19 protein-coding genes are annotated in these 22349 nt (G+C 73.3%); 14 read left to right on the forward strand and 5 right to left on the reverse strand.

Annotated features, from left to right (window positions below):
• The first annotated feature begins 122 nt into the window (after positions 1 to 122).
• Together LDL48_RS25540 and LDL48_RS25545 are read left to right on the forward strand one after the other, a co-directional pair.
• On the forward strand, positions 123 to 3689 hold the full coding sequence (locus LDL48_RS25540) for a S8 family serine peptidase (protein ID WP_225257746.1): 3567 nt from the start codon (positions 123 to 125) through the stop codon (positions 3687 to 3689).
• Between the two features lie 60 nt (positions 3690 to 3749).
• A complete protein-coding gene (locus tag LDL48_RS25545) occupies positions 3750 to 4199 on the forward strand; it encodes a YdeI/OmpD-associated family protein (protein WP_225257747.1) in 450 nt (149 codons plus the stop codon).
• Here LDL48_RS25545 and LDL48_RS25550 read toward each other — a convergent pair.
• Positions 4196 to 5143, reverse strand: a complete 948-nt coding sequence (locus tag LDL48_RS25550; protein ID WP_225257748.1) for a helix-turn-helix domain-containing protein — start codon at positions 5141 to 5143, stop codon at positions 4196 to 4198. The two genes, LDL48_RS25545 and LDL48_RS25550, sit on opposite strands and share 4 nt — an antisense overlap.
• A 976-nt stretch (positions 5144 to 6119) precedes the next feature.
• On the opposite strand from LDL48_RS25550, the gene LDL48_RS25555 reads away from it, so the two are divergent.
• The 4 genes from LDL48_RS25555 (at position 6120) to LDL48_RS25570 (ending at position 9658) form a co-directional block, all read left to right on the forward strand.
• Positions 6120 to 7376 (forward strand): SemiSWEET transporter, encoded by a 1257-nt coding sequence (locus tag LDL48_RS25555; RefSeq protein ID WP_225257749.1) that lies wholly within the window; start codon positions 6120 to 6122, stop codon positions 7374 to 7376.
• A gap of 90 nt (positions 7377 to 7466) precedes the next feature.
• Entirely contained in the window at positions 7467 to 8471 is a 1005-nt protein-coding gene (locus LDL48_RS25560; RefSeq protein ID WP_225257750.1) for a hypothetical protein, read from the forward strand.
• Positions 8468 to 8854: a hypothetical protein gene (locus LDL48_RS25565; protein WP_225257751.1), complete on the forward strand. Its 387-nt coding sequence runs from the start codon at positions 8468 to 8470 to the stop codon at positions 8852 to 8854. The genes LDL48_RS25560 and LDL48_RS25565 overlap by 4 nt, the downstream gene beginning before the upstream one ends.
• Positions 8855 to 8896: 42 nt before the next feature.
• Positions 8897 to 9658, forward strand: coding sequence for a dihydrodipicolinate synthase family protein (locus LDL48_RS25570; RefSeq protein WP_225257752.1), 762 nt, complete (start codon positions 8897 to 8899; stop codon positions 9656 to 9658).
• A 5-nt stretch (positions 9659 to 9663) separates the two neighbouring features.
• On the opposite strand, the gene LDL48_RS25575 is transcribed toward LDL48_RS25570, so the two are convergent.
• Positions 9664 to 10557, reverse strand: coding sequence for a LysR family transcriptional regulator (locus tag LDL48_RS25575; RefSeq protein ID WP_225257753.1), 894 nt, complete (start codon positions 10555 to 10557; stop codon positions 9664 to 9666).
• Between the two features lie 72 nt (positions 10558 to 10629).
• Here LDL48_RS25575 and LDL48_RS25580 point away from each other — a divergent pair, with 72 nt between their 5' ends.
• Positions 10630 to 11526 carry a DMT family transporter gene (locus LDL48_RS25580; protein WP_225257754.1) on the forward strand — a complete coding sequence of 299 codons (897 nt, stop codon included), beginning with the start codon at positions 10630 to 10632 and terminating at the stop codon, positions 11524 to 11526.
• A complete protein-coding gene (locus LDL48_RS25585) occupies positions 11523 to 12002 on the forward strand; it encodes a YbaK/EbsC family protein (RefSeq protein WP_225257755.1) in 480 nt (159 codons plus the stop codon). The genes LDL48_RS25580 and LDL48_RS25585 overlap by 4 nt, the downstream gene beginning before the upstream one ends.
• Here the strand turns inward: LDL48_RS25585 and LDL48_RS25590 are convergent.
• From LDL48_RS25590 to LDL48_RS25600, 3 genes are read right to left on the reverse strand one after another with little or no spacing between them, the layout of a single operon-like run.
• Complete coding sequence (locus LDL48_RS25590) at positions 11992 to 13170, reverse strand: FAD-dependent oxidoreductase (RefSeq protein WP_225257756.1); 1179 nt, start codon at positions 13168 to 13170, stop codon at positions 11992 to 11994. The genes LDL48_RS25585 and LDL48_RS25590 overlap by 11 nt on opposite strands.
• Before the next feature lie 9 nt (positions 13171 to 13179).
• Complete coding sequence (locus tag LDL48_RS25595; protein ID WP_225257757.1) at positions 13180 to 14487, reverse strand: aspartate aminotransferase family protein; 1308 nt, start codon at positions 14485 to 14487, stop codon at positions 13180 to 13182.
• Positions 14484 to 15824: an aminotransferase-like domain-containing protein gene (locus tag LDL48_RS25600; protein WP_225257758.1), complete on the reverse strand. Its 1341-nt coding sequence runs from the start codon at positions 15822 to 15824 to the stop codon at positions 14484 to 14486. Before LDL48_RS25600 ends, LDL48_RS25595 begins: the two co-directional genes overlap by 4 nt.
• A 187-nt stretch (positions 15825 to 16011) precedes the next feature.
• Here LDL48_RS25600 and LDL48_RS25605 point away from each other — a divergent pair, with 187 nt between their 5' ends.
• From LDL48_RS25605 to LDL48_RS25630, 6 genes are read left to right on the forward strand one after another with little or no spacing between them, the layout of a single operon-like run.
• On the forward strand, positions 16012 to 16851 hold the full coding sequence (locus tag LDL48_RS25605; RefSeq protein ID WP_225257759.1) for a nitrilase-related carbon-nitrogen hydrolase: 840 nt from the start codon (positions 16012 to 16014) through the stop codon (positions 16849 to 16851).
• On the forward strand, positions 16848 to 18245 hold the full coding sequence (gene hydA, locus LDL48_RS25610) for a dihydropyrimidinase (RefSeq protein ID WP_225257760.1): 1398 nt from the start codon (positions 16848 to 16850) through the stop codon (positions 18243 to 18245). Before LDL48_RS25605 ends, hydA begins: the two co-directional genes overlap by 4 nt.
• Before the next feature lie 12 nt (positions 18246 to 18257).
• Positions 18258 to 19736: a CoA-acylating methylmalonate-semialdehyde dehydrogenase gene (locus LDL48_RS25615; protein ID WP_225257761.1), complete on the forward strand. Its 1479-nt coding sequence runs from the start codon at positions 18258 to 18260 to the stop codon at positions 19734 to 19736.
• 2 nt (positions 19737 to 19738) lie between these two features.
• Entirely contained in the window at positions 19739 to 20734 is a 996-nt protein-coding gene (locus LDL48_RS25620) for a TIGR03842 family LLM class F420-dependent oxidoreductase (RefSeq protein WP_225257762.1), read from the forward strand.
• Entirely contained in the window at positions 20731 to 21573 is an 843-nt protein-coding gene (locus LDL48_RS25625; RefSeq protein WP_225257763.1) for an ABC transporter permease, read from the forward strand. Before LDL48_RS25620 ends, LDL48_RS25625 begins: the two co-directional genes overlap by 4 nt.
• The gene (locus LDL48_RS25630; RefSeq protein ID WP_225257764.1) at positions 21570 to 22349 is read left to right on the forward strand and encodes an ABC transporter ATP-binding protein; all 780 of its coding nucleotides are present in this window, start codon (positions 21570 to 21572) and stop codon (positions 22347 to 22349) included. The genes LDL48_RS25625 and LDL48_RS25630 overlap by 4 nt, the downstream gene beginning before the upstream one ends.

Here is a 22349-nt window from a genome sequence, read left to right on the forward strand (position 1 = left end):
CTGTCCACATCGCGCCATGTCCGCTGTGCGGCACCGCGGAACACTTCCGCCGACACGTGGAGCCTCCAGAATGCCTGCAACGCCCGCCACCCCTCGGGCGCGCACGCGAAGGAGCCCCACCCATGCGACCGCTGCGCCGTACCGCCGGTGTGCTTGCCGCCGTCCTGACCGCACCCGGCCTCGCCCTCGCCGGCTCCCCGCCGGCCGCCGCCGCGCCCGCGGCGCCGCCCGCGCCGCCGACCCGGGCGGTCACACTGATCACCGGCGACGTCGTGGAACTCACCGCCGCCGGGGACCGGACCGCTGCCACGGTACGGCCGGCGCCGGGCCGGGACGGCGTCACGTTCCACACGCTGGAGTCGGACGACGGCCTGCGGGTGCTGCCCAGCGACGTGGTGCCGCTGCTCCACGCGGGCCGGCTGGACGCCGACCTGTTCGACGTCGAACGGCTGCTCGCCGACGGCTACGGCGACGCCACCACGCCGACGCTGCCGCTGATCGTGCAGGGCGGCGCGGCCGGGCTGCGGGTGCAGCGCACCGGCGAACGCCGGCTGCCCAGCCTGGACGCGGTCGCGTTCCGGGCCGGCAAGGAGTCGCTGGCCGGGTTCTGGCAGAGCCGCGCCGGAATGCGGGCCGCCGACGCCGGGCGGATCTGGCTGGACGGCCGGGTCCGCCCGGTGCTGGACCGCAGCACCGCGCAGATCGGCGCGCCCACCGCCTGGCAGGCCGGGCTCGACGGACGCGGCGTCACGGTCGCCGTGCTGGACACCGGCGTCGACCAGACCCACCCCGACCTGGTCGGGCGGGTGACCGAGGCGCGCAACTTCAGCGAGAGCGCGGACGCGGTGGACCGGCACGGCCACGGCACCCACGTGGCGTCCACGGTGGCCGGCACCGGAGCCGCCTCCGCCGGTCGCCGCAAGGGCGTCGCCCCCGGCGCCGGGCTGCTCGTCGGGAAGGTGCTGGACGACAGCGGCTCCGGCTACGAGTCGTCGATCGTCGAGGGCATGCAGTGGGCCGCGGACGCCGGCGCCCGGGTGGTCAACCTGAGCCTCGGCGGCGACGCCACCGACGGCACCGACCCGATGAGCGCCGCCCTCAACGACATCAGCGCCCGCACCGGCACGTTGTTCGTGGTGGCGGCCGGCAACGCCGGCGGCGCCGCCTCCACGGTGGGCTCGCCGGGCACCGCGGACGCCGCGCTCACCGTCGGCGCGGTCGACCGCGCCGAGCGGATCGCCGGCTTCTCCAGCCGCGGCCCGCGGCTCGGCGACCTCGGACTCAAGCCGGAGATCACCGCGCCGGGCGTGGGCATCGTGGCGGCCCGCGCGGCCGGCACCGCGATGGGCGACCCGGTCGACGCCCGCTACACCGCGGCGAACGGCACCTCGATGGCCACCCCGCACGTGGCCGGGGCGGCTGCCGTCCTGGCCCAGCAACACCCGGACTGGACCGCGGCACAGCTGAAGAACGCGCTGGTGAGCACGGTCCGGACGGCCCCCGGAACGGACGTGTACGCGCAGGGCGCGGGCCGGGTCGACGTGGCCCGCGCGGTCACCCAGACGGTGACCGGCTCCGGCACCGTGGACTTCGGCGTGCACCACGTCGGCGAGACGCCGGCCGTGCACACCCGCACGGTCACCTACACCAACGCCGGTGCCTCGCCGGTGACGCTGACGCTGGACGTACCGGCCGCGGTCACCGTGGCGTCCCGGACCGTCACGGTGCCGGCCGGCGGGACCGCGGACGTACCGGTCACGCTGGACCTCACCCGGATCGACCCGGGACCGCATACCGGCTGGCTCCGCGCCACCGCGGGCGACACCGTGGTCACCACCGCGGTCGCCGCGACGTACGACCCGCCGCAGTACACCGTGACCGTGCGGGCGGTGGACCGGAACGGCCGGCCCACCATGGTGCCGGTGCTCGCGCTGCACGGCGACGACCGCCGCTCCGACGTGCTCGGCTGGGTCGGCGACGGCGCCGTCACGTACCGGGTGCTGGCCGGCGACTACCTGCTGCACGCGCTGGTCGACGGCGGATCGCAGGAAGAGGTCACCCTGGTCACCAACCCGGAGCTGCGGGTGGACCGGGACATCGAGGTGCTGCTGGACGCACGGACCGGCACGCCGATCCGGATCGAGACGCCGCGGCCGGCCGAGCAGCGCGCCATCCTCAGCTACTACGTGCACCGGGTCACCGGCAGCGGCCGGGAGATCGCTCACGGCGTCATGCACTTCAGCACGGTCCGCGAGGTCAACGTGACGCCGACGAAACGGGTCCGCGAGGGCACCTTCGAGTTCTCCTCGCGCTGGCAGCTGGAGGCGCCGATGGTACGGGCCGTGGTGCCCGGCGTGCCCGGACCGCACCGGATCAACCTGCACGGGCACTCGCCCGCCTACACCGGCACCCGCCAGTTCCCGCTGACCGTGTGGGGGACCGGCGACGTGCGCGGCACCGCGGTGCTGCTGCCGCCCGACCCGGACACCGACGAGCGGACCCGGATCGCCGAGGCCGCCGCGGCCGGTGCCGCCGCGGTGCTGGCGGTACGCCCGGCCGACTGGTCCCCGTGGACCGTGTGGCGCCCGGACGGCGACCGGCTGCCGGTCCCGGCCGTGGTGGTCGGGTACGCCGACGGGAACCGCCTGCTCGCCCGCGCCGCCCGCCCGGGCGCATCGATCGCGCTCACCCTCACCACGTCCAGCCCCTACCTCTACGACGTGATCCAGGTGTCCCGCAATCGGGTCCCCGAGCGCATCGAGCACCGGGTGACCCCGGAGAACACCATGCGGATCACCTCCCGGTATGCGCACAACGGCGGCTTCGACTGGATCCGCGAGCAGCGCTTCGGCTGGCGCCCCTGGCAGGAGTACGCCTGGAACGACACCGTCCGGGCGGTGCGGACGCCGTCCGTCCGCCAGGAATGGGTGTCCGCCGGGGACTCGGTGTGGCAGCACCGGGTGCACCCCGCGTACCCCTGGGGTGATGGCATGCTGCAGTCCGGCCTGACCCACGTCCCGCAGAGCTACCGGCCCGGGCAGAGCCGGGAGGCGTGGGCCGAGCCGGTGGTGCGCCCGGCCACCCCGGACGGCTTCTCCTCCACCCGCACCGGCGACCTGCTGCGCCTGCGCGTCGCGGAACACGTGGACAGCACCGACCGGCACTTCTCGATCGACGAGGCGGACCAGGCGTCCGCGTCGCTGTGGCGCGACGGCGCGCTGCTCGCCGAGCTGCCGGACGCCTGGCGGGACGTCACCACCACGCCCGGCGCGGCCGGATACGAACTGCGGCTCAGCACGGTCCGCGGCGGCGACGACTGGGTCCACGGCACCCGCACCGACAGCGCCTGGACCTTCCGGTCCGGCGCCGACGGGGTGCTGCCGCTGCTGCAGGTGGGCTACGACGCGCCGGTCGACCAGAACGGGGCCGCCGCCGGTGGGGCGCACCGGATCGGCCTGTCGTTGCGCACTCCGGGCCGCACCGGCACACCGAAACGCACCACCCTGCGGGCGGAGATGTCCGGCGACGACGGCGCCACCTGGCGGACGCTCGCCGTCACCGGGCGGGACGGCGCGTACACGGCGACCGTGCCGGCCGGTGACACCCCGGTGTCGCTGCGGATCCACGCTGTCGACCGGGACGGCAACGCGGTGACCCAGACCGTCGTCCGCGCCTACGGCCGTCGATGACCGATATCGGCGGCGGCCCGGGCACCGCCATGACCGGGCCGCCGCCAATATCCTCTAGGCATGCGCATCACCGCGGAACTACAGGCCACCGGCGGCAACACGACCGGTTTCCGGATTCCCGACGAGGACGTCGCGGCGCTCGGCGGCGGCGGCCGGCCCAAGGTCGTCGTCACCGTGCGGGGGTACGAGTTCCGCTCGTCGATCGCCCGGATGGGCGGGGAGTACTGGCTCGGTGTCAGCGCGGAACGCCGTACCGCCGCCGGGGTGCGGGCCGGGGACGTGCTGGACCTGGACATCGCGCTGGACACCGCGGAGCGGACGGTGGACGTACCCGAGGATCTGGCCGCCGCGCTGGCGCGGGAACCGGCCGCCAAGGCCTTCTTCGACGGCCTGTCGGTGAGCGCCCGCACCTGGCACGTGCTGCAGGCGGAGGGCGCCAGGACCGCGGAGACACGGGCCCGGCGGATCGCCAAGTCGGTGCAGATGCTGGCCGAGGGCCGGGCGCGCTAGAGCCAGCCACGTTTCGCGGCCTGGAACGCCAGTCCGGTACGGGTGTCCACGCCGGCCACCGCCATCAGACGGTCCAGCCGGCGTTGCACCGTGCGCCGGCTGACGCCCAGCTGGGTGGCGATCGACTTGTCCGGCAGCCCGGACACGAACAACGACAGCAGCAGCACGTCGGGCTCGTCCGCCGCGGCGTTCGCCAGCACCGGCGTGGCCCGCTCCCAGTAACTCTCGAACAGCGCCACCAGCGCGTCCAGCAACTCGCTGGACCGGATCAGCGCGGCGGTCGGCTCACCCACGCCGCGCGAGGAGTCCGGCACCAGCGGGCAGATCGCCAGCGCCCGGTCGGCGACCGCCAGCCGCACCGGCAGGCTGGGCAGCGTACGGGCCTGCTCGCCCAGCTTGATCGACTCCACGATGCCGGCCAGCTCGCCCGGTCGCTCCAGCAGCTCCCGCTCGTAGATCGCCCGGTACCGCACGCCGCGCTGCAACGCGGAACCCTCCTCGGCGTTCTCCGGGCCGGCCATGGCGATCGGATTGGCCCGGCAGAACCAGAGAATCTCGTCGCGCGCCGACTCCTGCATCTCGCGCAGCCGCTCCCGCAACGCCGGCGCGCCGACCACGATCTCCACCAGATGCTCGGCGCTGCGCCGGCGGGTGCTGGTCCGGTAGTCCTCGCTGAGCGCGGCGACCACCCGGCGCGCCGCCTCCAGCTCCTGCTGGCGCCGCAGCAGCACGTCACCGAGCGCGACGTCCGGCGGCAGCGCGTGAAAGACCGGTCCCGGCGTCACCAGACCCCGGTCCCGCAACGACGCCAGGAGCCGCTCGGCCTCGGCAAGCGACACCCCGGCGAGCCCGGCGACCCGGCCCGCGTCGGCCCCGGAGACGCCCAGTAGCAGCCGGAAGACGCGCTGCTCACCCATCGACAGAACCGCGAACCCCCCACCCATCCGCGCCACTGTACGAGCCGCCCGCACAGGTGTCGATCTTGGTCACCGATCCGACGGCGGTCCAGGTCTTGGACGTCCGGGGGGGCGACCGTCCCCGGCTTACCAGCGTCTGGCGGGCGGTGTGGTGGTGCAGGCCCAGGGTGGTGGGTGTGCTGTGGCCGATGTTGAGCTCGTGTGGTTTCCGGGTGCGGAGCGGGCCGCATTTCCGCGCGTGGTGTGGGGTGGTGGCGCGTGTGGTTTCGAGGTGCGGAGCGAGCCGTGTTTCCGCACACGGTGTTGGGGGTGGTGGCGCGTGTGGTTTCGGGGTGGGGAGCGAGCCGTGTTTCCGCACGCGGTGCTCTCTTCGGAGCGGCGCGTGGTGCAGACCTCGCACTACCTCTGCGCCTGGCCGGCAGTGGTGTACCACTGAGGCGATTGCAGCGGGGCTGCCGCTGCCGTACCGCGGTCTCGGCGTGGAGCCCAAACGGGCGCCGGGCGGCTCGAGGCGGTCGGTCTGCCGCGCGCGCTGCCGCCGGACCGGCTCTCGGTGGAACACCACGGGTGGTTATTGGGCCGCCCATACCAGCATCGGTGTACCAGTGGAGCGCTCCACTGGTACACCACGGTCGGGCATGCCCTCGGGGTGGTGGCGTGTGGGGATTCCGGGTGCGGAGCGAGCCGTATCCCTGCACGCGGTGTTGGGGGTGGCGGCGCGTGTGGTTTCGGGGTGCGGAGCGCGCCGTAGTTCTGCACGCCGGGCACGATTGACAAGGCGGGCCGGATGTCGAGGAAGCTCGCGGCGGTTGGTCGTGGACGGGCGGCGGGGACCGAGGTGGGAGCGGCTCCGACAGTGGGCAGATCGAGGCATGGCGCGTGCCCGATTCGGGTGCAGGACGGTGGTTTCTGGCCGTAAGACCCGTCACTGGCGGATCTGGTCAGACCATTCCGGCGGCTGGCGATGAGACAGGGGTCCCGCCTGCCTCGAACCGGATGGATCATGCTCACCTCAGTTCTCGGAGTCCTCGCCGCCGCCCTGACCATCGCTCTTCCCTGGCCGCAGGTCTGGCGGTGCTGGATCGGCGGCCGCACCACCGGCCTGTCCGCCAGCTCCTGCTGGCTCGGTGCCGCCATGCCGATCGGCTGGATGGCGTACGGCCTGCTGCTCCGGGACCCCATCCAGGTCGTGACGAACGTCGGTACCGGCGTTGCCGGCCTCGCGGTCCTGGCGGCGCTGCTGATCAGCCGGCGGGACCTGCGCCGCGGCCGGGCGCTGCTGGCGACCGCGTCGACCGCGGGGGTGCTGCTGATCGCGGTGGTGCTGAGTGGTCTGGGTGCGGCCCTGCCCGGGTACGACGGCGTCCAGGTAGCGCCGATGCTGGGCGCGGTGCTGGCCATCGCGTCGATCGTGTCCGCCGTGCCGCAGCCGCTGTCGTTGCTGCGCGATCGTCGTCAGGACCTGTCCGGGGTCTCCCCGCTGCGTTGGCAGCTGGCTGCGGCGGCGTGCGCGTGCTGGCTCGGCTACGGGATCGGCATGGGGCAGGCGGCGGTCTGGGCGTCGGGGTCGGCCGGCCTGCTGGGTGCGCTCGTCGTCTGCGTGGTGCTGGTCGTGCGCAAGGACGCTCCGGTGGTCGCCTCGGCCGCAACGGTCCGCACGGAATCGTCGGCCGCAACGGTCCGCACGGAATCGTCGGCCGCAACGGTCTCCGCGGCGTCGTCGGCGGCGACAGTCCCCGCGGCGTCGTCGGCGGCGACAGTCCCCGCGGCGTCGTCGGCGGCGATGGTCCCGGCGGTGCCCGCCGTGGCTGCGGCCACTCCGGTCGTGCGTGCCGCGGTCATGCCGGTCGTGCGCGCCGCGGTCATGCCGGTCGTGCGCGCCGCGGTCATGTCGGCGGAGAGCCGCCCGGTCACCGGCGCGGTCCGTGGCGTGGCCCGAGTCCCGGTCGCAGTCGCCTCGTCGGTGAACGCCCCGTCGGTAAACGCCTCGTCCGTGCCGGCCTCGTCCGTGCCGGCCTCGTCCGTGCCGGCCTCGTCCGTGCCGGCCGTCCCGTCCGCAGTGGCTCGCTCTGCGGTGGCTCACCCTGTGGTGGCTCGCTCTGCGGCGGCTCACCCTGCGGTGGCTCAGTCGGCGGTGGCTCACCCTGCGGTGGCTCAGTCCGCGGTGGCCTCGCCCGGGCTGGGGTCTTCCGCGGACCCCGCGCACGGTTCCGCCGCCCACCCGGCCGACGCGCCGACGCTGATTCTGGTCGCGGCCTGAGCGGACCGCCCGATCGGGTCCGTGACAAGCGGGGTGGGCGCGGGCGTTCCCGTCATACGATGACGGGAACGCCGACAGCGAGGAGGCGCCGTGCTGAGTCGCGCGACGACGGTACGCGAGCAGGAGCAGTCCCCGGCGCCCCCGATGCGCCGCCCGGTGCCCGCCGCCGGACTGCACGCCGGTGGCAACCGCGCGGTGTCCGCGCTCTTCGCCCGGCTGGAGGACGCGCCGGTGGCGGAGGCGGCGCCGGTCGCTCCGGCTCCGGCCCCGGTCGCCACGTCGGAGCAGTCGGTCGCGGACGCGCCGGCCGCGGCGTACATCGTGCCGTTCGACCGGGCGCCGTTGTCCGCGCCGGGGGAGCGGATCATCTTCCGGGCCCGGTTCACCGACCCGGCGCCCGCCGACTACCAGCTGGAGTATTCGACGACCGGTGGCGTGTTCACCACCGTCGCCGGGCCGACCACGGTCACCGTGCCGGGGCTCGACTCCGGCAACGTCGACTTCTTCCTGCCGACGCCCTGGCTCGGCGCCCCGCCGGTGCAGGTGGTGCTAAGGGTACGCAAGATCGCCGACAACTCGGTGTCCGCGACGCACACCTGGAACTTCGGCCTCAAGACCCGGGTGCCGACCACGATCACCCAGCAGGAGGGCACCGGCGAGATCAGCCTGCCGGGCGTCTACACGTACGACATCGGGCCGGCGATCGTGCCGCTGATGCCGCCGTTCTACGAGCATCAGACCATCCTGGAACGCTTCGCCAACTGGCGGCTGGGCAACGTGGCGCCCGCCGACATCGCCCCGGCGTACCGCACCGCACACGGGCTGACCACCGCGGACGCGGTGTCCCGGCACTTCCTCGGCACGTACGCGGGCAACAACGGCACGTTCACCGTCAACGCCGACGACCGGATCGCCGACCGGCACGGCGGGCATCCGGACCTGCGCAACCTGGTGGCGAACCTGGTGGCGCCGAAGGACGTCGAGGTCGAGTTGCCGCAGACGTACGAGGCCCAGCCCGGCGTCGCGCTCGGGAACTACACGGTGACCCGGATTCTCAAGGCGGACGGCACCACGTGGAAGGTCAAGAAGGGATGACCGCGTCCTGCCGGGTGACCGCGGTCGCGCTCGGGGACGGGGCGTACGCGCTGCGGTTCACGCTGGCCAACGACGGGTCCACCGAGATCGAGGTGCCGTCGTACGAGCCGTTCGTCTCGTTCGCGGTGCGGGCGTCGGCGGGCGGCGTGGCGGTGCCGGTGCACGAGCCGGCGCTGGACATCGGGGTGAACCCGACGACGTTGCGGGTACCGGCCGGCGGCACCGTGCAGCTCGAGACGCCGGTCCGGTTGCGCCTGGACGCCGAGCCGGACACGGACGGTTTCGAGTGGACCGTTCCGCACCCCCGGGACGGTCTTTCCGTGCAGGTGGAGCTGCGGCTGCCGGCCCCGTTCGACGTACCCTGTGCGGTCGCTCTGCCCTGACCGCCCCGGCGGACCGCCGGCCCGCGGCGCAAGATGGGGGGCATGGGTGACGTGAGGTGGACCGGGCCGGCGGTGGCTCTGGTGACGATGTTCGACGACGGCGGCGCGGTGCTCGCCCGGGAGACCGCCGCGCACGCGGCCCGGCTGGTCGCCGCCGGCATGCGGGCGGTCGTGGTGGCGGGCAGCACCGGCGAGGCCGCCGCGCTCACCGACGCGGAACGCGCCGAAGTGGTGGCCGCGGTCCGCGAGGCGTGCCCCGACGTGCCGGTGGTGGCGGGCTCGTCCGGGGACTGGTGGCGGCAGGCGGCGGACCGGACCGAGGCGGTGGTGAAGGCCGGCGCGGACGCGGTGCTGGTGGCGCCGCCGCGGCTGGGCGGTGCGCTGGACGTGTACTACGGCCGGGTGGCGGAGGCGGCCGGGACCGCTCCGGTGCTCGCGTACCACTATCCGGGGGTGGCCGGCGGCGAGGTGCCGGTGGCCGCGCTGACCGGGCTGCCGCTGGCCGGGCTGAAGGACTCCAGTGGCATCCCGGCGCGGCTGGCCGCGGAGATCGACCTGGAGTGGCCCGGTGCGGTCTACACCGGGTCGGCGGCGCTCACCGGGTACGCCCGCTGGCTGGGCGCCACCGGCGCGATCCTGGCGGTGGCGAACGTGGCGCCGGAGCTGAGCCTGGCCGCCTGGGACGGCGACGCCGGCGCCCAGCGCGAACTGATCCGCACCGAGCAGTCGTACAAGGCCGGACCGGGTCTCAAGGCGGCGCTGGCCGACCGCTACGGCACCCCACCGACCCGCCGCCTCGGCTGACCGGCCTACCCGCGCCGGGCGATGGTCCGGAGCGTGTCGAGGACCTGCCGGGCCGCGGCGCGGTGCAGGGTCTCCGGCCGGGCGAGGACGTCGATGTGCCGTCCGGCCGGCAGGTCGGCGAGCGGCCGCAACGCCAGCCGGGGGTCCGGCGGCGTGGTGTAGCCGGGCAGGAGCGCCACCGCCGCGCCCGCGGCGACCACCGACGCGGCGACGGTGAAATCGTTGATCCGGTGGGTGATGGTCAGCGGCCGGCCGGCCACGGCGGCGATGGCGGCCAGGGTGCCCTGCACCGGGAAGCCGTCGTGCACGCTGATCCATTCCTCGCCGCTGACGTCGGCCACGGTCAGCCGGTCCCGGGCGGCGAGCGGGTGGGCCGCGGGCAGCGCCACGTACAGCGGCTCGTAGACCAGCGGTACGACGGCGAGCCGGTCGGTGGGCCAGGGCGGGCTGTGTTCCAGCCGGTGCGCCAGGACCAGGTCGTAGTCGGCGGTCAGCCCGGGGAAGTCGGCCTGCGCCACGTCGGCGTCGGCGCAGCGTACGGGCGGGCCGGCGGTCTCGGTCAGCCGCCGGATCAGGGGGGCGAAGTAGGCCAGCCCGGCGCTGTGGAACGCGGCCACGGTCACCGGCACGGCCGGGTCGTCGAGGTAGCCGTCGACCGCGCGGGCCGCCCGGTCGAGTGCGCTGGACACCTCCACGGCGGCGGCGGCGAGCGCCCGGCCGGCGTCGGTGAGTACCAGCCGGCGGCCGCGGCGCTCGGTCAGCGGCACCCGGGCCGAGCGTTGCAGCGCGTTGAGTTGTTGCGACACCGCGGACGGCGTGACGTGCACGGCGCGGGCGACCGCGGCGACGCTGCCGCGGTCGCCGAGTTCCCGGAGAAGGTGCAGGTGACGCAAATCCATTAGCGCTCACTAAACTATCGGTTCACCAGGACGTGTCTTGTCTACCCGATCCGCCGGTCGCACGCTTCTCGGGTGACGACGTTGCTGCTTCTGGCCGTGGCCGTGGTCTGGGGCAGCAGCTACCTGGCGGCCCGGACGCTGGTGGTGGCGGGCGGGGTCCTGACCGTCCTGGCCCTGCGTTTCCTGATCTCGGCGGGGGCGATGGCCGTGGTCGTGGCGGTGCGCCGGCCGCGCCGCCCGGACCGGTCGGAGCTGGCGGTCGGGACGCTGCTCGGCGGCACCCAGACGGCCGTGCTGGTGCTGGAGACGTACGGGGTGTCGCAGACCAGCGCGACCAATGCCGGGGTGTTGATCAGCCTGACCATCCTGCTGACGCCGGTGCTGGAGTGCGCGGCCGGCCGGCGCTGGCTGCCGCCGCGGTTCTTCGTGGCCGCCGGGGTGGCCGTCGCCGGCGTGCTGCTGCTGGTCGGCGGGCCGGGGCTGCGGGCGCCGTCGACCGGTGACGCCCTGATTCTCCTGGCCGCCGTGGTGCGGGCGGTCCACGTGACCTGCTCGGCCCGCCTGACCCGGGGCCGGCCCTACGACACGGTGACGCTGACCGCCGTGCAGACCGCGGTCGGCGCGCTGGTCTGCACGGTCGCCGCGGCGCCGGTGCTGGGCGCGGCGGTGCACCGGCTCGGCCCGGGGCAGTGGCTGGGCGTGCTGTACCTGGCGCTGGGGTGCAGCGTGTTCGCGTTCCTGGTGCAGCTGTGGGCGGTGCGCCGTACCTCGGCGGCCCGCGCCAGCCTGCTGCTCGGCACCGAACCGGTGTGGGCGGTGCTGATCGGCGTGGGCCTCGGCGGCGAGCATCTGGCCCCGGTGGCCGTCGCCGGCATCACGCTGGTCCTCGCCGGAACGTACGCGGGGCAGCGCGCGGAGACCGGGCACCGCATCCGAATCCGGACCGATCTGCAGGAGAGCACCCGATGACCACGATGTACCACCGGCTCCTCGCCGACCTCGACGCCGCCGGCGCGTCGTACCGGCTGATCGAGCACCCGGCCGAGGGCCGGACCGACCTGGTCAGCGCCCTCCGGGAGCACCCGGTCGCGCACGCCGCGAAGTGCCTGATCGTGATGGTGAAGATCGGCAAGAAACAGACGCGGTACGTCCTCGCGGTGATCCCCGGCGACGCGCGCCTGGACCTGGCCGCGGTCAAGGACCTGTTCGGTGGCAGCTACGTCGCCTTCGCGTCCGCGGAGAAGGCCGAGGATCTCGCCGGCACGGTCAGCGGCACCGTCCTGCCGATCGGCTACCACGACGGCCTCGACCTGGTCGCCGATCCGTCCCTGCGGGACGCGCCCGAGCTGTACTTCAACGCGGCCCGCCTGGACCGGTCCGTCGCCGTCCGCACCGAGGACTGGGTGGCGCTCGCCCACCCGCGGTTCGCCCGGATCAGGGCCTAGCCACCGCCAGGTTCGCGATCGGCATCAGCACCTCGGTGGCGAACGCCCGCAGCACCGGGTTCGCCAGCCGCCGCTGCCAGGCCAGCGGCGGCCGGGCCTCGTCCACCGCATCCCCGGCGTAGCTCAGCATGCGGGTCTGGTATTCGGTCAGCGCCGCCCGCGGCGGCCGTCCGGCCAGGTCGCCGGCCAGGTGGACGGCGTCCACGATGGCGGTGCTGGCGCCCGCGCCCCCGGTCGGCGGCATCGGGTGGATGGCGTCGCCGAGCAGCGTGACCCGGCCCACCGGCCAGGGTGCCAGCGCCGCCGGGAACCAGAACGGGAACGCGGCCGTGCTGTCCACCTCGGACGCCCGCATCAGCAGGCGCAGGGTGAGCGCCCAGCCGGGGGTGAGCCGGAGGGCCTCGGCGACGAGTTCGGCCGGGCTCAGGGTGAGCGGGTCGGTGCGGAACTGGGCGGTGCGGGCCGCGACCGACCACACCAGGTACGGCGGTTCGGCGGCCGGATCGGTGCTGGGCCCCGGGCGGTGCAGGCTGAGGAACGAGCCGATGCCGTCCGGGCCGATCACGAACCCGGGGCCGCGGACCAGTCCGGGCGGCACCCAGCGGACGGTCCGCGCGGTGAGCGGGGTCTTGCCGGCCACGCCGATCACGCCGGCCGGCCGGGCACCGCGCCGGCCGAGCAGGCGCCGGGCCACCCGGGACCGTACGCCGTCCGCGCCGACCAGCACGTCGACCTCGGTGTCCGGCTGGTCGCGCAGGTGCACCCGGACGCCGTCGCCGGTGTCCGTGTAGCCGTCCACCGGCGTACCCCAGCGCACCTGGTCGAGATCGCGGGCGAGGACCGCGCGCAGCGGCCGGCGCCCGATCATCAGGATGTCCTCGCCGTCGTAGGCGGGCAGCCGCAGGCGGATCCGGCCGCGGTGGTCGAAGATGGAGAACTGGCGGAACGCCTCGGCGCCGGTGCCGCAGGCCCGCAGCGCGCCGAGCAACGCGGCCGGTACGCCGTCGCGCAGGGCGGCCGTGGCGGCCTCGTTGACGTGCAGCCGGTAGCCGGCGGTGTGCTCGGGCGAGGCGTCGCGTTCGAACACCACGCTGTCGATGCCGTGCCGGCGCAGCGCATGCGCCAGCGTCAGCCCGCCGATTCCCGCCCCGACGATCCCCACTCGCATGCCCGCACCCTACGAGACGGTCGCCTCGGCTGTCGCGGTGGCGATGGCGGCGGTGAGGACGTCCAGGCCCTCGCGGGCCTCCGCCTCGGTCAGGGTCAGCGGCGGGCCCATCCGCAGCACGTTGTTGTAGAGCCCGCCCTTGCCGACCAGCAGGCCGCCGCGCCGGCACTCGTCGAACACCCGCAGCGTCACCGCCGGGTCCGGTTCGGTGGTGCCGGGCCGGACGAACTCGACGCCGATCATCAGGCCCCGCCCGCGCACCTCGGCCACGATCGTCGAGTCGGCGGTGGCCGCGCGCAGGCCGTCGAGCAGGATGGTGCCGACCCGTTTCGCGTTGGCCTGCAGATCGTGGTCGAGCACGTAGTCCAGGACCGCGTTGCCGGCCGCGGCGGAGACCGGGTTGCCGCCGAACGTGGAGAAGCTGATCGCGGGCACCGCGTTCACCACGTCGGCGCGGCCCACCACGCCGCCCAGGGCGAAGCCGTTGCCGATGCCCTTGGCGAACGTGATCAGGTCCGGCACCACGTCGTGCGCCTGGTAGCCCCAGAAGTGGTCGCCGGTGCGGCCCCATCCGGTCTGCACCTCGTCCGCGATGAGCAGGATGCCGTGCTCGTTCAGCACCTTCTGGTACGCGCCCAGCATGCCGTCCGGGGCGTGCACGAACCCGCCGACGCCCTGGATCGGCTCGGCGATCAGCGCGGCCACGTCGCCCGCGGTGACCGTGGCGAGCGTCTCGCGCAGGTCCTCCACGGACGCCTCGATGCGGTCCGCGTCGGCCAGCCCGGCCAGCCGGCCGCGGACCCGGTCGCCGGACGGCAGCCAGGACACCTGTACCGGGCTCAGCGAGCTGGCCGACCAGCTGCGGTGCCCGGTGATCGCCATGGTGGCGAACGTCCGGCCGTGGTAGCTGTTCTTGATCGCGAGGATCTGGTTCGACCGGCGGATGTTCGTGGCCATCAGCATCGCGGCCTCGTTGGCCTCGGTGCCGGAGTTGGTGAAGAAGACCCGGGCGTCCGGGATGCCGGAGACGCGGGCGATCTTCTCCGCCAGGTCCACCTGCTGCTTGATCAGGTACAGCGTGGAGGTGTGCACCACGCCGGTGGCCAGTTGCCGGGAGACGGCGTCGCGGATCTCGGCGATGTCGTACCCGATCATGTTGGTCAGCACGCCGCCGAAGAAGTCCAGGTAGGACCGTCCGGCGGAGTCGGTGACCCGGCGGCCGGAGCCGGACACGATCTCGATCGCCTGGTCGCCGTAGTAGACGGGCATCCACGTGGGCATGACGGCGTGGTGCCGGGCCAGCAGGTCGTCGGTCATCGGGAACCTCCAACTACTCGGGTGCGTGGGCGGGCGGCGCCGGCGAGGACGGCGGCCAGGTCGTCGAAGCCGTCGCGGACCAGGCCTACGGTGATCCGGACGTGGTCGGTGGGCAGCGGTGCGGCCCGGAACGGCGTGCCGGGCGCCACCGCGATGCCGTGCGCGGCCAGCGTCACCATGGCGAACTGCTGGTCGGCGACCGGGAGGAACATGTTGATGCCGTCCGGCGCGGTCGCGGTCACCCGGTGTGCGGCCAGCGCGGCGAGCAGCGCGTCGCGCCGCCGGGCGTACTCGGCGCGGGCGCCGGCCACCCGGGCCGTGGTCTCCGCGGAGGTGAGCAGGTCGAGGAGTACGGCCTGGAGGATCCGCGAGGACCAGCCGGGGCCGAGCAGGCGCCGGTCCGCCACCGTGGACACCAGTGCGGCCGGTCCGCCGACCGCGGCCAGCCGCAGGTCCGGGCCGTGGCTCTTGGAGAAGCTGGACACGTGCACGGTCCGGTCGGGCCGGTACCCGCCCAGGCTGACCGGCGGAGCCGAGGCGATGTCCCCGGCGTGGTCGTCCTCGATGACGGTCACGGCGGGGAAGTCGGCGAGGATCCGGGCCAGCGCGGCGGCCCGTTCGGCGGTCATGCTGACCCCGGTCGGGTTGTGCGCGCGGGGCTGCAGGTAGAGCGCGGTGGGCCGGTACTCGGACAGCGCGGCCAGCAGCGCGGCCGGCTGCAGACCGGAGCCGTCCAGCGGCACCCCGACGACGGTGGCGCCGACCGTGTCGAGCAGGTCCAGCACCGGCGGGAAAGCGGGGTTCTCGACCAGTACGTGGTCACCGAAGCGGACCACGGCGGCGGTGATCCGGTCCAGCGCGTCCATCGCGCCGTCCACCACGGTCACCTGCTCCGGCGGGAACGGCCAGCGGTCGCGCAGCACGTCCTCCAGCGCGGGCAGCACCGGCGCGTCCAGGTAGCTGGTGGTGAGCCTGCCGTCGCCGACCCGCTTCAAGGCGTCGGTCAGGTCGGGCAGCAGGTCGTGATCGGGTACGCCGGTGGACAGGTCGGTGCCCAGCGACGGGCCGCCGAGTTGCGCGTACCGCAGGCGTTGCCGGGGCAGCCCGCCGACGAACGTGCCGGACCGGCCCCGGGTCTGGATCGCGCCCGCCCGGGTGAGGCTCTGCCAGGCCTCGGACACCGTGGTCGGGCTGACGCCGAGCTCGCGGGCGACGTCGCGCACGGTGGGCAGCCGGGCCCCACTGGGCAGGCTGCCGGCGGTGACGAGCCGGCTGACGGCGGCGGCGATTCCCCGTGCGGTGCGGTCCTCGACGGCGCCCGCGATGAGCGCGAGCAAAGTTACCTTTCCGAAACATTCCGTAACGATCAGGCAATTGTCCGCCCGAGTCTGTGTCGTAGTGTCCTACGACATCCGGCCCCGATGTCAAGGCACGACACCCGGAACCGGCTAGGCCGGTGACAGAAGGTGCCAAGGCGATCACAATCATCTGGTGACCCACGCCACACGACAGGAAGGGGCCGCGATGACCGACATCGTCCGCGCCGCCCTCGTCCAGACGAACTGGACGGGCGACAAAGAGTCGATGATCAAGGCGCACGAGGACTATGCCCGTGACGCCGCCGCTCAGGGTGCGAAGGTGATCTGCTTCCAGGAGCTGTTCTACGGTCCGTACTTCTGCCAGGTGCAGGATTCCGCGTACTACGAGTACGCCGAGTCCATCCCCGGCCCCACCACCGAACGTTTCCAGGCGCTCGCCGCCGAACTCGGCATGGTGATGATCCTGCCGATGTACGAGCAGGAGCAGCCCGGCGTCCTCTACAACACCGCCGCGGTGGTCGACGCGGACGGCAGCTACCTCGGCAAGTACCGCAAGAACCACATCCCGCAGGTACGCGGCTTCTGGGAGAAGTTCTACTTCCGTCCGGGCAACCTCGGCTACCCGGTCTTCGACACCGCGGTGGGCCGGGTCGGCGTCTACATCTGCTACGACCGGCACTTCCCGGAGGGCTGGCGGGCGCTCGGCCTGAACGGCGCCCAGCTGGTGTTCAACCCGTCCGCCACCAGCCGCGGCCTCTCCTCCTACCTGTGGCAGCTGGAGCAGCCGGCCAGCGCGGTGGCCAACGAGTACTTCATCGGCGCGATCAACCGCACCGGCATCGAGGAGCTGGGCGACAACGACTTCTACGGCCAGTCGTACTTCGTCGACCCGGAGGGCAAGTTCGTCGGCGAGGTCGGCGACACCCACCAGCCCGAGCTGATCGTGCGCGACCTCGACCTGAGCCTGCTCGCCACGGTCCGCGACCGGTGGCAGTTCTACCGCGACCGCCGCCCGGACAGCTACGACGGGCTGGTGCGGCCGTGAAACTGATCAAGGGCGGCACCGTCGTCAGCCCCACCGGACCGGTCGCCGCCGACGTGCTGGTGGACGGCGAGACCATCGCCGCGCTGTTCAGTCCCGGCCGCGGACCGGACGACGTGGAGACGATCGACGCGACCGGCAAGTACGTCATCCCGGGCGCCATCGACGCGCACACCCACATGCAGTTGCCGTTCGGCGGCACCGAGGCCAGCGACACGTTCGACACCGGCACCCGGGCGGCGGCGATCGGCGGCACCACCACGATCATCGACTTCGCGGTCCAGCGCTACGGCGAGGTGGTGCAGGACAGCCTCGCCGCCTGGCACCAGAAGGCCGCCGGCAACTGCCACATCGACTACGCGTTCCACATGATCCTCGGCGGCGTGGACGACGACTCGCTCAAGGCCATGGACCAGCTCGTCACGGACGAGGGGATCACCAGCTTCAAGCTCTTCATGGCGTACCCCGGCGTCTTCTACTCCGACGACGGCCAGATCCTGCGTGCCATGCAGAAGGCCCGCACCAACGGCTCGATGATCATGATGCACGCGGAGAACGGCCCGGCCATCGACGTCCTGGTGAAGCAGGCGCTGGAACGCGGCGAGACGGACCCGATCTTCCACGGCATCACCCGGCCCCAGGAGCTCGAGGCGGAGGCGACCAGCCGGGCGATCTGGCTGGCCAGCGTGGCGTCGGACTGCCCGCTCTACATCGTGCACCTGTCCGCGTCCAAGGCCCTGGAACAGGTCCGGGCCGCCCGCGACGCGGGCCGCAACGTGTTCGCCGAGACCTGCCCGCAGTACCTCTACCTGACCCTGGAGGACCAGCTCGGCGCGCCCGGATTCGACGGCGCCAAGTGGGTCTGCTCGACCCCGCTGCGCAGCAAGCACGAGAGCCACCGCGCCGACCTGTGGCAGGGTCTGCGGACCAACGACCTGTCGGTGGTCTCCACCGACCACTGCCCGTTCTGCATGAAGGACCAGAAGGAGATGGGACTCGGCGACTTCTCCAAGATCCCGAACGGCATCGGCGGCGTCGAGCACCGCGTCGACCTGCTCTACCAGGGCGTGGTGGACGGCAAGCTGTCGCTGGCCCGGTGGGTCGAGACGATCGCCACCACGCCGGCCCGGATGTTCGGGCTCTATCCGAAGAAGGGCGTCATCGCCCCCGGATCGGACGCCGACATCGTGGTGTACGACCCGGACGGCCGGACCCGCATCGGCGTCGAGACCCACCACATGAACATGGACTACTCCGCCTGGGAGGGCTGGGAGGTCGACGGACGGGTGGACACGGTCCTGTCCCGCGGCGAGGTGATCAGCTCCGGCGGCGCGTACACCGGGCGGGCCGGCCACGGCCGATTCGTCCGGCGTGGCCTCTCCGACTACCTGGTCTGAGAGGAGACCCCGATGCGTGAGATCAAGCATTGGATCAACGGCCGGGCCATCTCCGGTACGGGCGGCACCCGGCTGCCGGTCTGGGACCCGGCCACCGGCGAACAGCAGGCGTACCTGGTCGCCGCAACCGCGGCCGAGACCGACGACGCGGTGGCGACGGCGCTGACCGCGTACCCGGAATGGCGGGCCGCCCCGCTGAGCCGGCGCGCCGAGGTGATGTTCCGGTTCCGCGAACTGGTGGACGCCCATCGCAAGGAGATCGCCGGGCTGGTCAGCAGCGAGCACGGCAAGACGGTGGCGGACGCCGAGGGCGAGGTGGCCCGCGGCCTGGAGAACATCGAGTTCGCCACCGGTGCGCCGCACCTGCTCAAGGGCGGCTACAGCGAGCAGGCCTCGCGCGGCGTCGACGTCTACTCGATCCGGCAGCCGCTGGGCGTGGTCGCCGGTATCACGCCGTTCAACTTCCCGGCCATGGTGCCGATGTGGATGTTCGCGAACGCGCTGGTGTGCGGCAACACGTTCGTGCTCAAGCCCAGCGAGAAGGACCCGTCGGTGTCGCTGCTGCTGGCCGACCTGCTGCGTCAGGCCGGGCTGCCGGACGGCGTGTTCAACGTGGTGCAGGGTGACCGGGTGGCGGTGGAGACGCTGCTCGCCCACCCGGACGTGCAGGCGCTCAGCTTCGTCGGGTCGACCCCGGTCGCCCGGCACATCTACGAGACCGGCACCCGGGGCGGCAAGCGGGTGCAGGCGCTCGGCGGCGCGAAGAACCACATGGTGGTGCTGCCGGACGCGGACATCGGCGCGGCGGCGGACGCCGCGGTGTCGGCCGGCTACGGCTCGGCGGGGGAGCGCTGCATGGCGATCTCCGTCGTGGTGGCGGTCGGCGATTCGGCGGACCCGCTGGTGGCGGCGATCGCCGAGCGGGTCGGCCGGATCGCGGTCGGTCCGGCGAGCGACCCTGCCGCCGAGATGGGCCCGCTGATCAGCCGGGAACACCGGGACCGGGTGGCGTCCTACCTGGACACCGCCGGCGAACTGGTGGTGGACGGACGGGAGGCGCCGGTCAGCCGGGGCCCCGGATTCTTCCTGGGCGCGTCGCTGGTGGACCGGGTGCCGACCGACTCGCCGCTGTACGTCGACGAGGTGTTCGGCCCGGTGCTGTCGGTGGTCCGGGTGGACACCTACGCCGAGGCGCTGCGGCTGGTCAACGACAACCCGTACGGCAACGGCACGGCGATCTTCACCCGGGACGGCGGCGCGGCCCGGCAGTTCCAGTACGACGTCGTCTGCGGCATGGTCGGCGTCAACGTGCCGGTGCCGGTACCGGTCGCCTACTACAGCTTCGGCGGCTGGAAGTCCTCGCTCTTCGGCGACCTGCACATGTACGGCCCGGACGGCATCCAGTTCTACACCCGCGGCAAGGTCGTCACCGCCCGCTGGCCGGACCCGGCCACCAGCGAGGTCGACCTCGGCTTCCCGAAGGTGCGGTGACCATGGACATCGGCGTGGTACTGCAGAACGACCCGCCCGCGCTGCAGGTCGTCGAGTACGCGAAGAAGGCCGAGGCGGCCGGGTTCAGCCACGTGTGGACGTTCGACTCGCACGTCCTCTGGCAGGAGCCGTTCGTCATCTACTCGAAGATCCTCTCCGAGACGTCCCGGGTGGTGGTCGGCCCGATGGTCACCAACCCGGGCACCCGGGACTGGACCGTGATCGCCTCCCAGTTCGCCACGCTCAACGAGATGTACGGCAACCGCACCATCTGCGGCATCGGCCGGGGCGACTCCGCGCTGCGGGTCCTGGGCCTGCAACCGAACACGCTCGGCCAGCTGCGGGAGAGCATCGGCGTGATCCGCGGCCTGGCCAACGGGGACGCGGTGTCGTTGCGCGGCCGCCAGCTGCGGTTCGAATGGGCGCCGGACAGCCGGCTGGAGGTGTGGGTCGCGGCGTACGGGCCGAAGGCGCTGGCCCTGACCGGCGAGGTGGGCGACGGGTACATCCTGCAACTGGCCGACCCGGACATCGCCGAGTGGATGATCAAGGCGGTCCGGGACGCCGCCGCGAAGGCCGGCCGGGACCCCGCCGCGATCAGGTTCTGCGTGGCCGCGCCGGCCTACGTGGGTGACGACGTGGCACACCAGCGCGACCAGACCCGCTGGTTCGGCGGCATGGTCGGCAACCACGTGGCGGACATCGTGGCCCGCTACGGCGCGGACGGCGCCGTGCCGCAGGTCCTCACCGACTACATCAAGGACCGCCAGGGGTACGACTACGCCGAACACGGCCGCGCCGGCAACAGCCACACCACGTTCGTGCCGGACGAGGTGGTGGACCGGTTCTGCCTGCTCGGGCCGGTGCAGAACCACCTCAAGCGGCTGGCCGAACTGCGCGAACTCGGCGTCGACCAGTTCGCCGTGTACCTGCAGCACGACGCCAAGGAGGAGACCCTCGCGGCGTACGGCGAGCACATCATCCCGGCGGTCTCGTGAGGCGGCTGCTCTGGACGCTCGGCGGGCTGGCCCTGTTCGCCCTGCTCTGGGAGGGCTACAAGCTGGTCGGCGACCCGGACGGCACGGTCCTGTTCGGGGTGCGCCTGCTGCCCCGCGCCGACGACCTGTCCATGCCGCACCTGGTCGACGTGCTGCAACGGCTGGGCCGGCCCGAGCTGACCGGCGGCCGTCCGGTGTGGACGGTGGTGCTGCAGGCGTGCCTGTTCACGCTCGGCATCACGGTCGCCGGGTTCCTCGCCGGTGCCGTGGTCGGCCTGCTGCTGGCGGTGCTGATGCAACGGTTCCGGCTGGCCGAGCGCGGTCTGCTGCCGTACGTGATCCTGTCCCAGACCGTGCCGCTGGTCGCCCTCGCACCACTGATCGCCGGCTGGGGCGGCACGGTCTGGCCGGAACGGATGACGGTCGCGGTGATCGCCGCGTACCTCGCGTTCTTCCCGGTGGCCGTCGGCATGCTGCGCGGCCTGCAGTCGCCGCAGGCCGCCGGGGTGGAACTGATGCGCAGCTACGCCGCCGGGTGGTGGCGCACGCTGCTCAAGCTGCGCCTGCCCGCCGCGCTGCCGTACCTCTTCCCGGCCCTGCGGCTGGCCGGCGCCGCCGCGGTGGTCGGCGCCGTGGTCGGCGAGATCTCCACCGGAACCCGCGGCGGCATCGGCCGGCTCATCATCGAGTACTCCCGCGAGGCCACCTCGGACCCCGCGAAGGTCTACACCGCCATGCTCGGCGCGGCCGTCCTCGGTCTGGTCGTGGCGGGTCTGGTCAGCCTGCTGGAACTGCCGCTGATGCGGCACCGCCGACGCGTGGAAGTGGTGACGATGTGAGTGCCGTGGTCATCGAGGGAGTCAGCAAGGTCTTCAACGCCGGCCGCGCGGACGAGGTCACCGCACTGTCCGAGGTGGACCTGACGGTCGGGGCCGGCGAGTTCGTCTCGCTGATCGGGCCGTCCGGCTGCGGCAAGAGCACGCTGCTGCGGCTGATCGCGGACCTGATTCCGCCGACCCGCGGATCGGTCACGGTGGCCGGCAAGCCGGCCGCACAGGCCCGCAACGACCAGGAGTACGGCATCGCGTTCCAGCAGTCCGGCCTGTTCGAGTGGCGGACCGTGTTGCGCAACGTGGAACTGCCGCTGGAACTGCGCGGAGTGTCCCGGACCGAGCGCCGGTCCCGGGCCGCCGAGATGCTCGCGCTGGTCGGCCTGGCCGAGTTCGGCGGGCACTACCCGGCCCAGCTCTCCGGCGGCATGCAGCAGCGGGTGGCGATCGCCCGCGCGCTGGCCGTGCATCCGCCGCTGCTATTGATGGACGAGCCGTTCGGCGCGCTGGACGAGATGACCCGGGAACGGCTGCAGGGCGAACTGCTGCAGATCTGTGCGACGACCGGCACCAGCACGGTGTTCGTCACGCACTCCATCTCCGAGGCGGTGTTCCTCTCGAACCGGGTGGTGGTGATGTCGGCCCGTCCCGGCCGGATCACCGCGTCCGTCGACGTGGACCTGCCGGAGCGCGACGACGCGGCCCGCCAGTCACCCCGGTACTTCGACGCGATCACCGCGGTCCGGCGCGAACTGCGCGGCGGCGGCGTGCCGGCAGCATCATGA

The sequence above is a fragment of the Jidongwangia harbinensis genome, from assembly GCF_020216025.1.
In the GTDB taxonomy this organism is placed as follows: domain Bacteria; phylum Actinomycetota; class Actinomycetes; order Mycobacteriales; family Micromonosporaceae; genus Actinoplanes; species Actinoplanes harbinensis.

Coding starts and splice junctions, on each gene's coding strand:
- LDL48_RS25615 (WP_225257761.1), top strand. CDS start 18,258: ATGCGTGAGATCAAGCATTGGATCAACGGCCGGGCCATCTCCGGTACG.
- LDL48_RS25570 (WP_225257752.1), top strand. CDS start 8,897: ATGGGTGACGTGAGGTGGACCGGGCCGGCGGTGGCTCTGGTGACGATG.
- LDL48_RS25555 (WP_225257749.1), top strand. CDS start 6,120: ATGCTCACCTCAGTTCTCGGAGTCCTCGCCGCCGCCCTGACCATCGCT.
- LDL48_RS25620 (WP_225257762.1), top strand. CDS start 19,739: ATGGACATCGGCGTGGTACTGCAGAACGACCCGCCCGCGCTGCAGGTC.
- LDL48_RS25590 (WP_225257756.1), bottom strand. CDS start 13,170: ATGCGAGTGGGGATCGTCGGGGCGGGAATCGGCGGGCTGACGCTGGCG.
- LDL48_RS25595 (WP_225257757.1), bottom strand. CDS start 14,487: ATGACCGACGACCTGCTGGCCCGGCACCACGCCGTCATGCCCACGTGG.
- LDL48_RS25545 (WP_225257747.1), top strand. CDS start 3,750: ATGCGCATCACCGCGGAACTACAGGCCACCGGCGGCAACACGACCGGT.
- LDL48_RS25540 (WP_225257746.1), top strand. CDS start 123: ATGCGACCGCTGCGCCGTACCGCCGGTGTGCTTGCCGCCGTCCTGACC.
- LDL48_RS25605 (WP_225257759.1), top strand. CDS start 16,012: ATGACCGACATCGTCCGCGCCGCCCTCGTCCAGACGAACTGGACGGGC.
- LDL48_RS25585 (WP_225257755.1), top strand. CDS start 11,523: ATGACCACGATGTACCACCGGCTCCTCGCCGACCTCGACGCCGCCGGC.
- LDL48_RS25575 (WP_225257753.1), bottom strand. CDS start 10,557: ATGGATTTGCGTCACCTGCACCTTCTCCGGGAACTCGGCGACCGCGGC.
- LDL48_RS25565 (WP_225257751.1), top strand. CDS start 8,468: ATGACCGCGTCCTGCCGGGTGACCGCGGTCGCGCTCGGGGACGGGGCG.
- LDL48_RS25550 (WP_225257748.1), bottom strand. CDS start 5,143: ATGGGTGGGGGGTTCGCGGTTCTGTCGATGGGTGAGCAGCGCGTCTTC.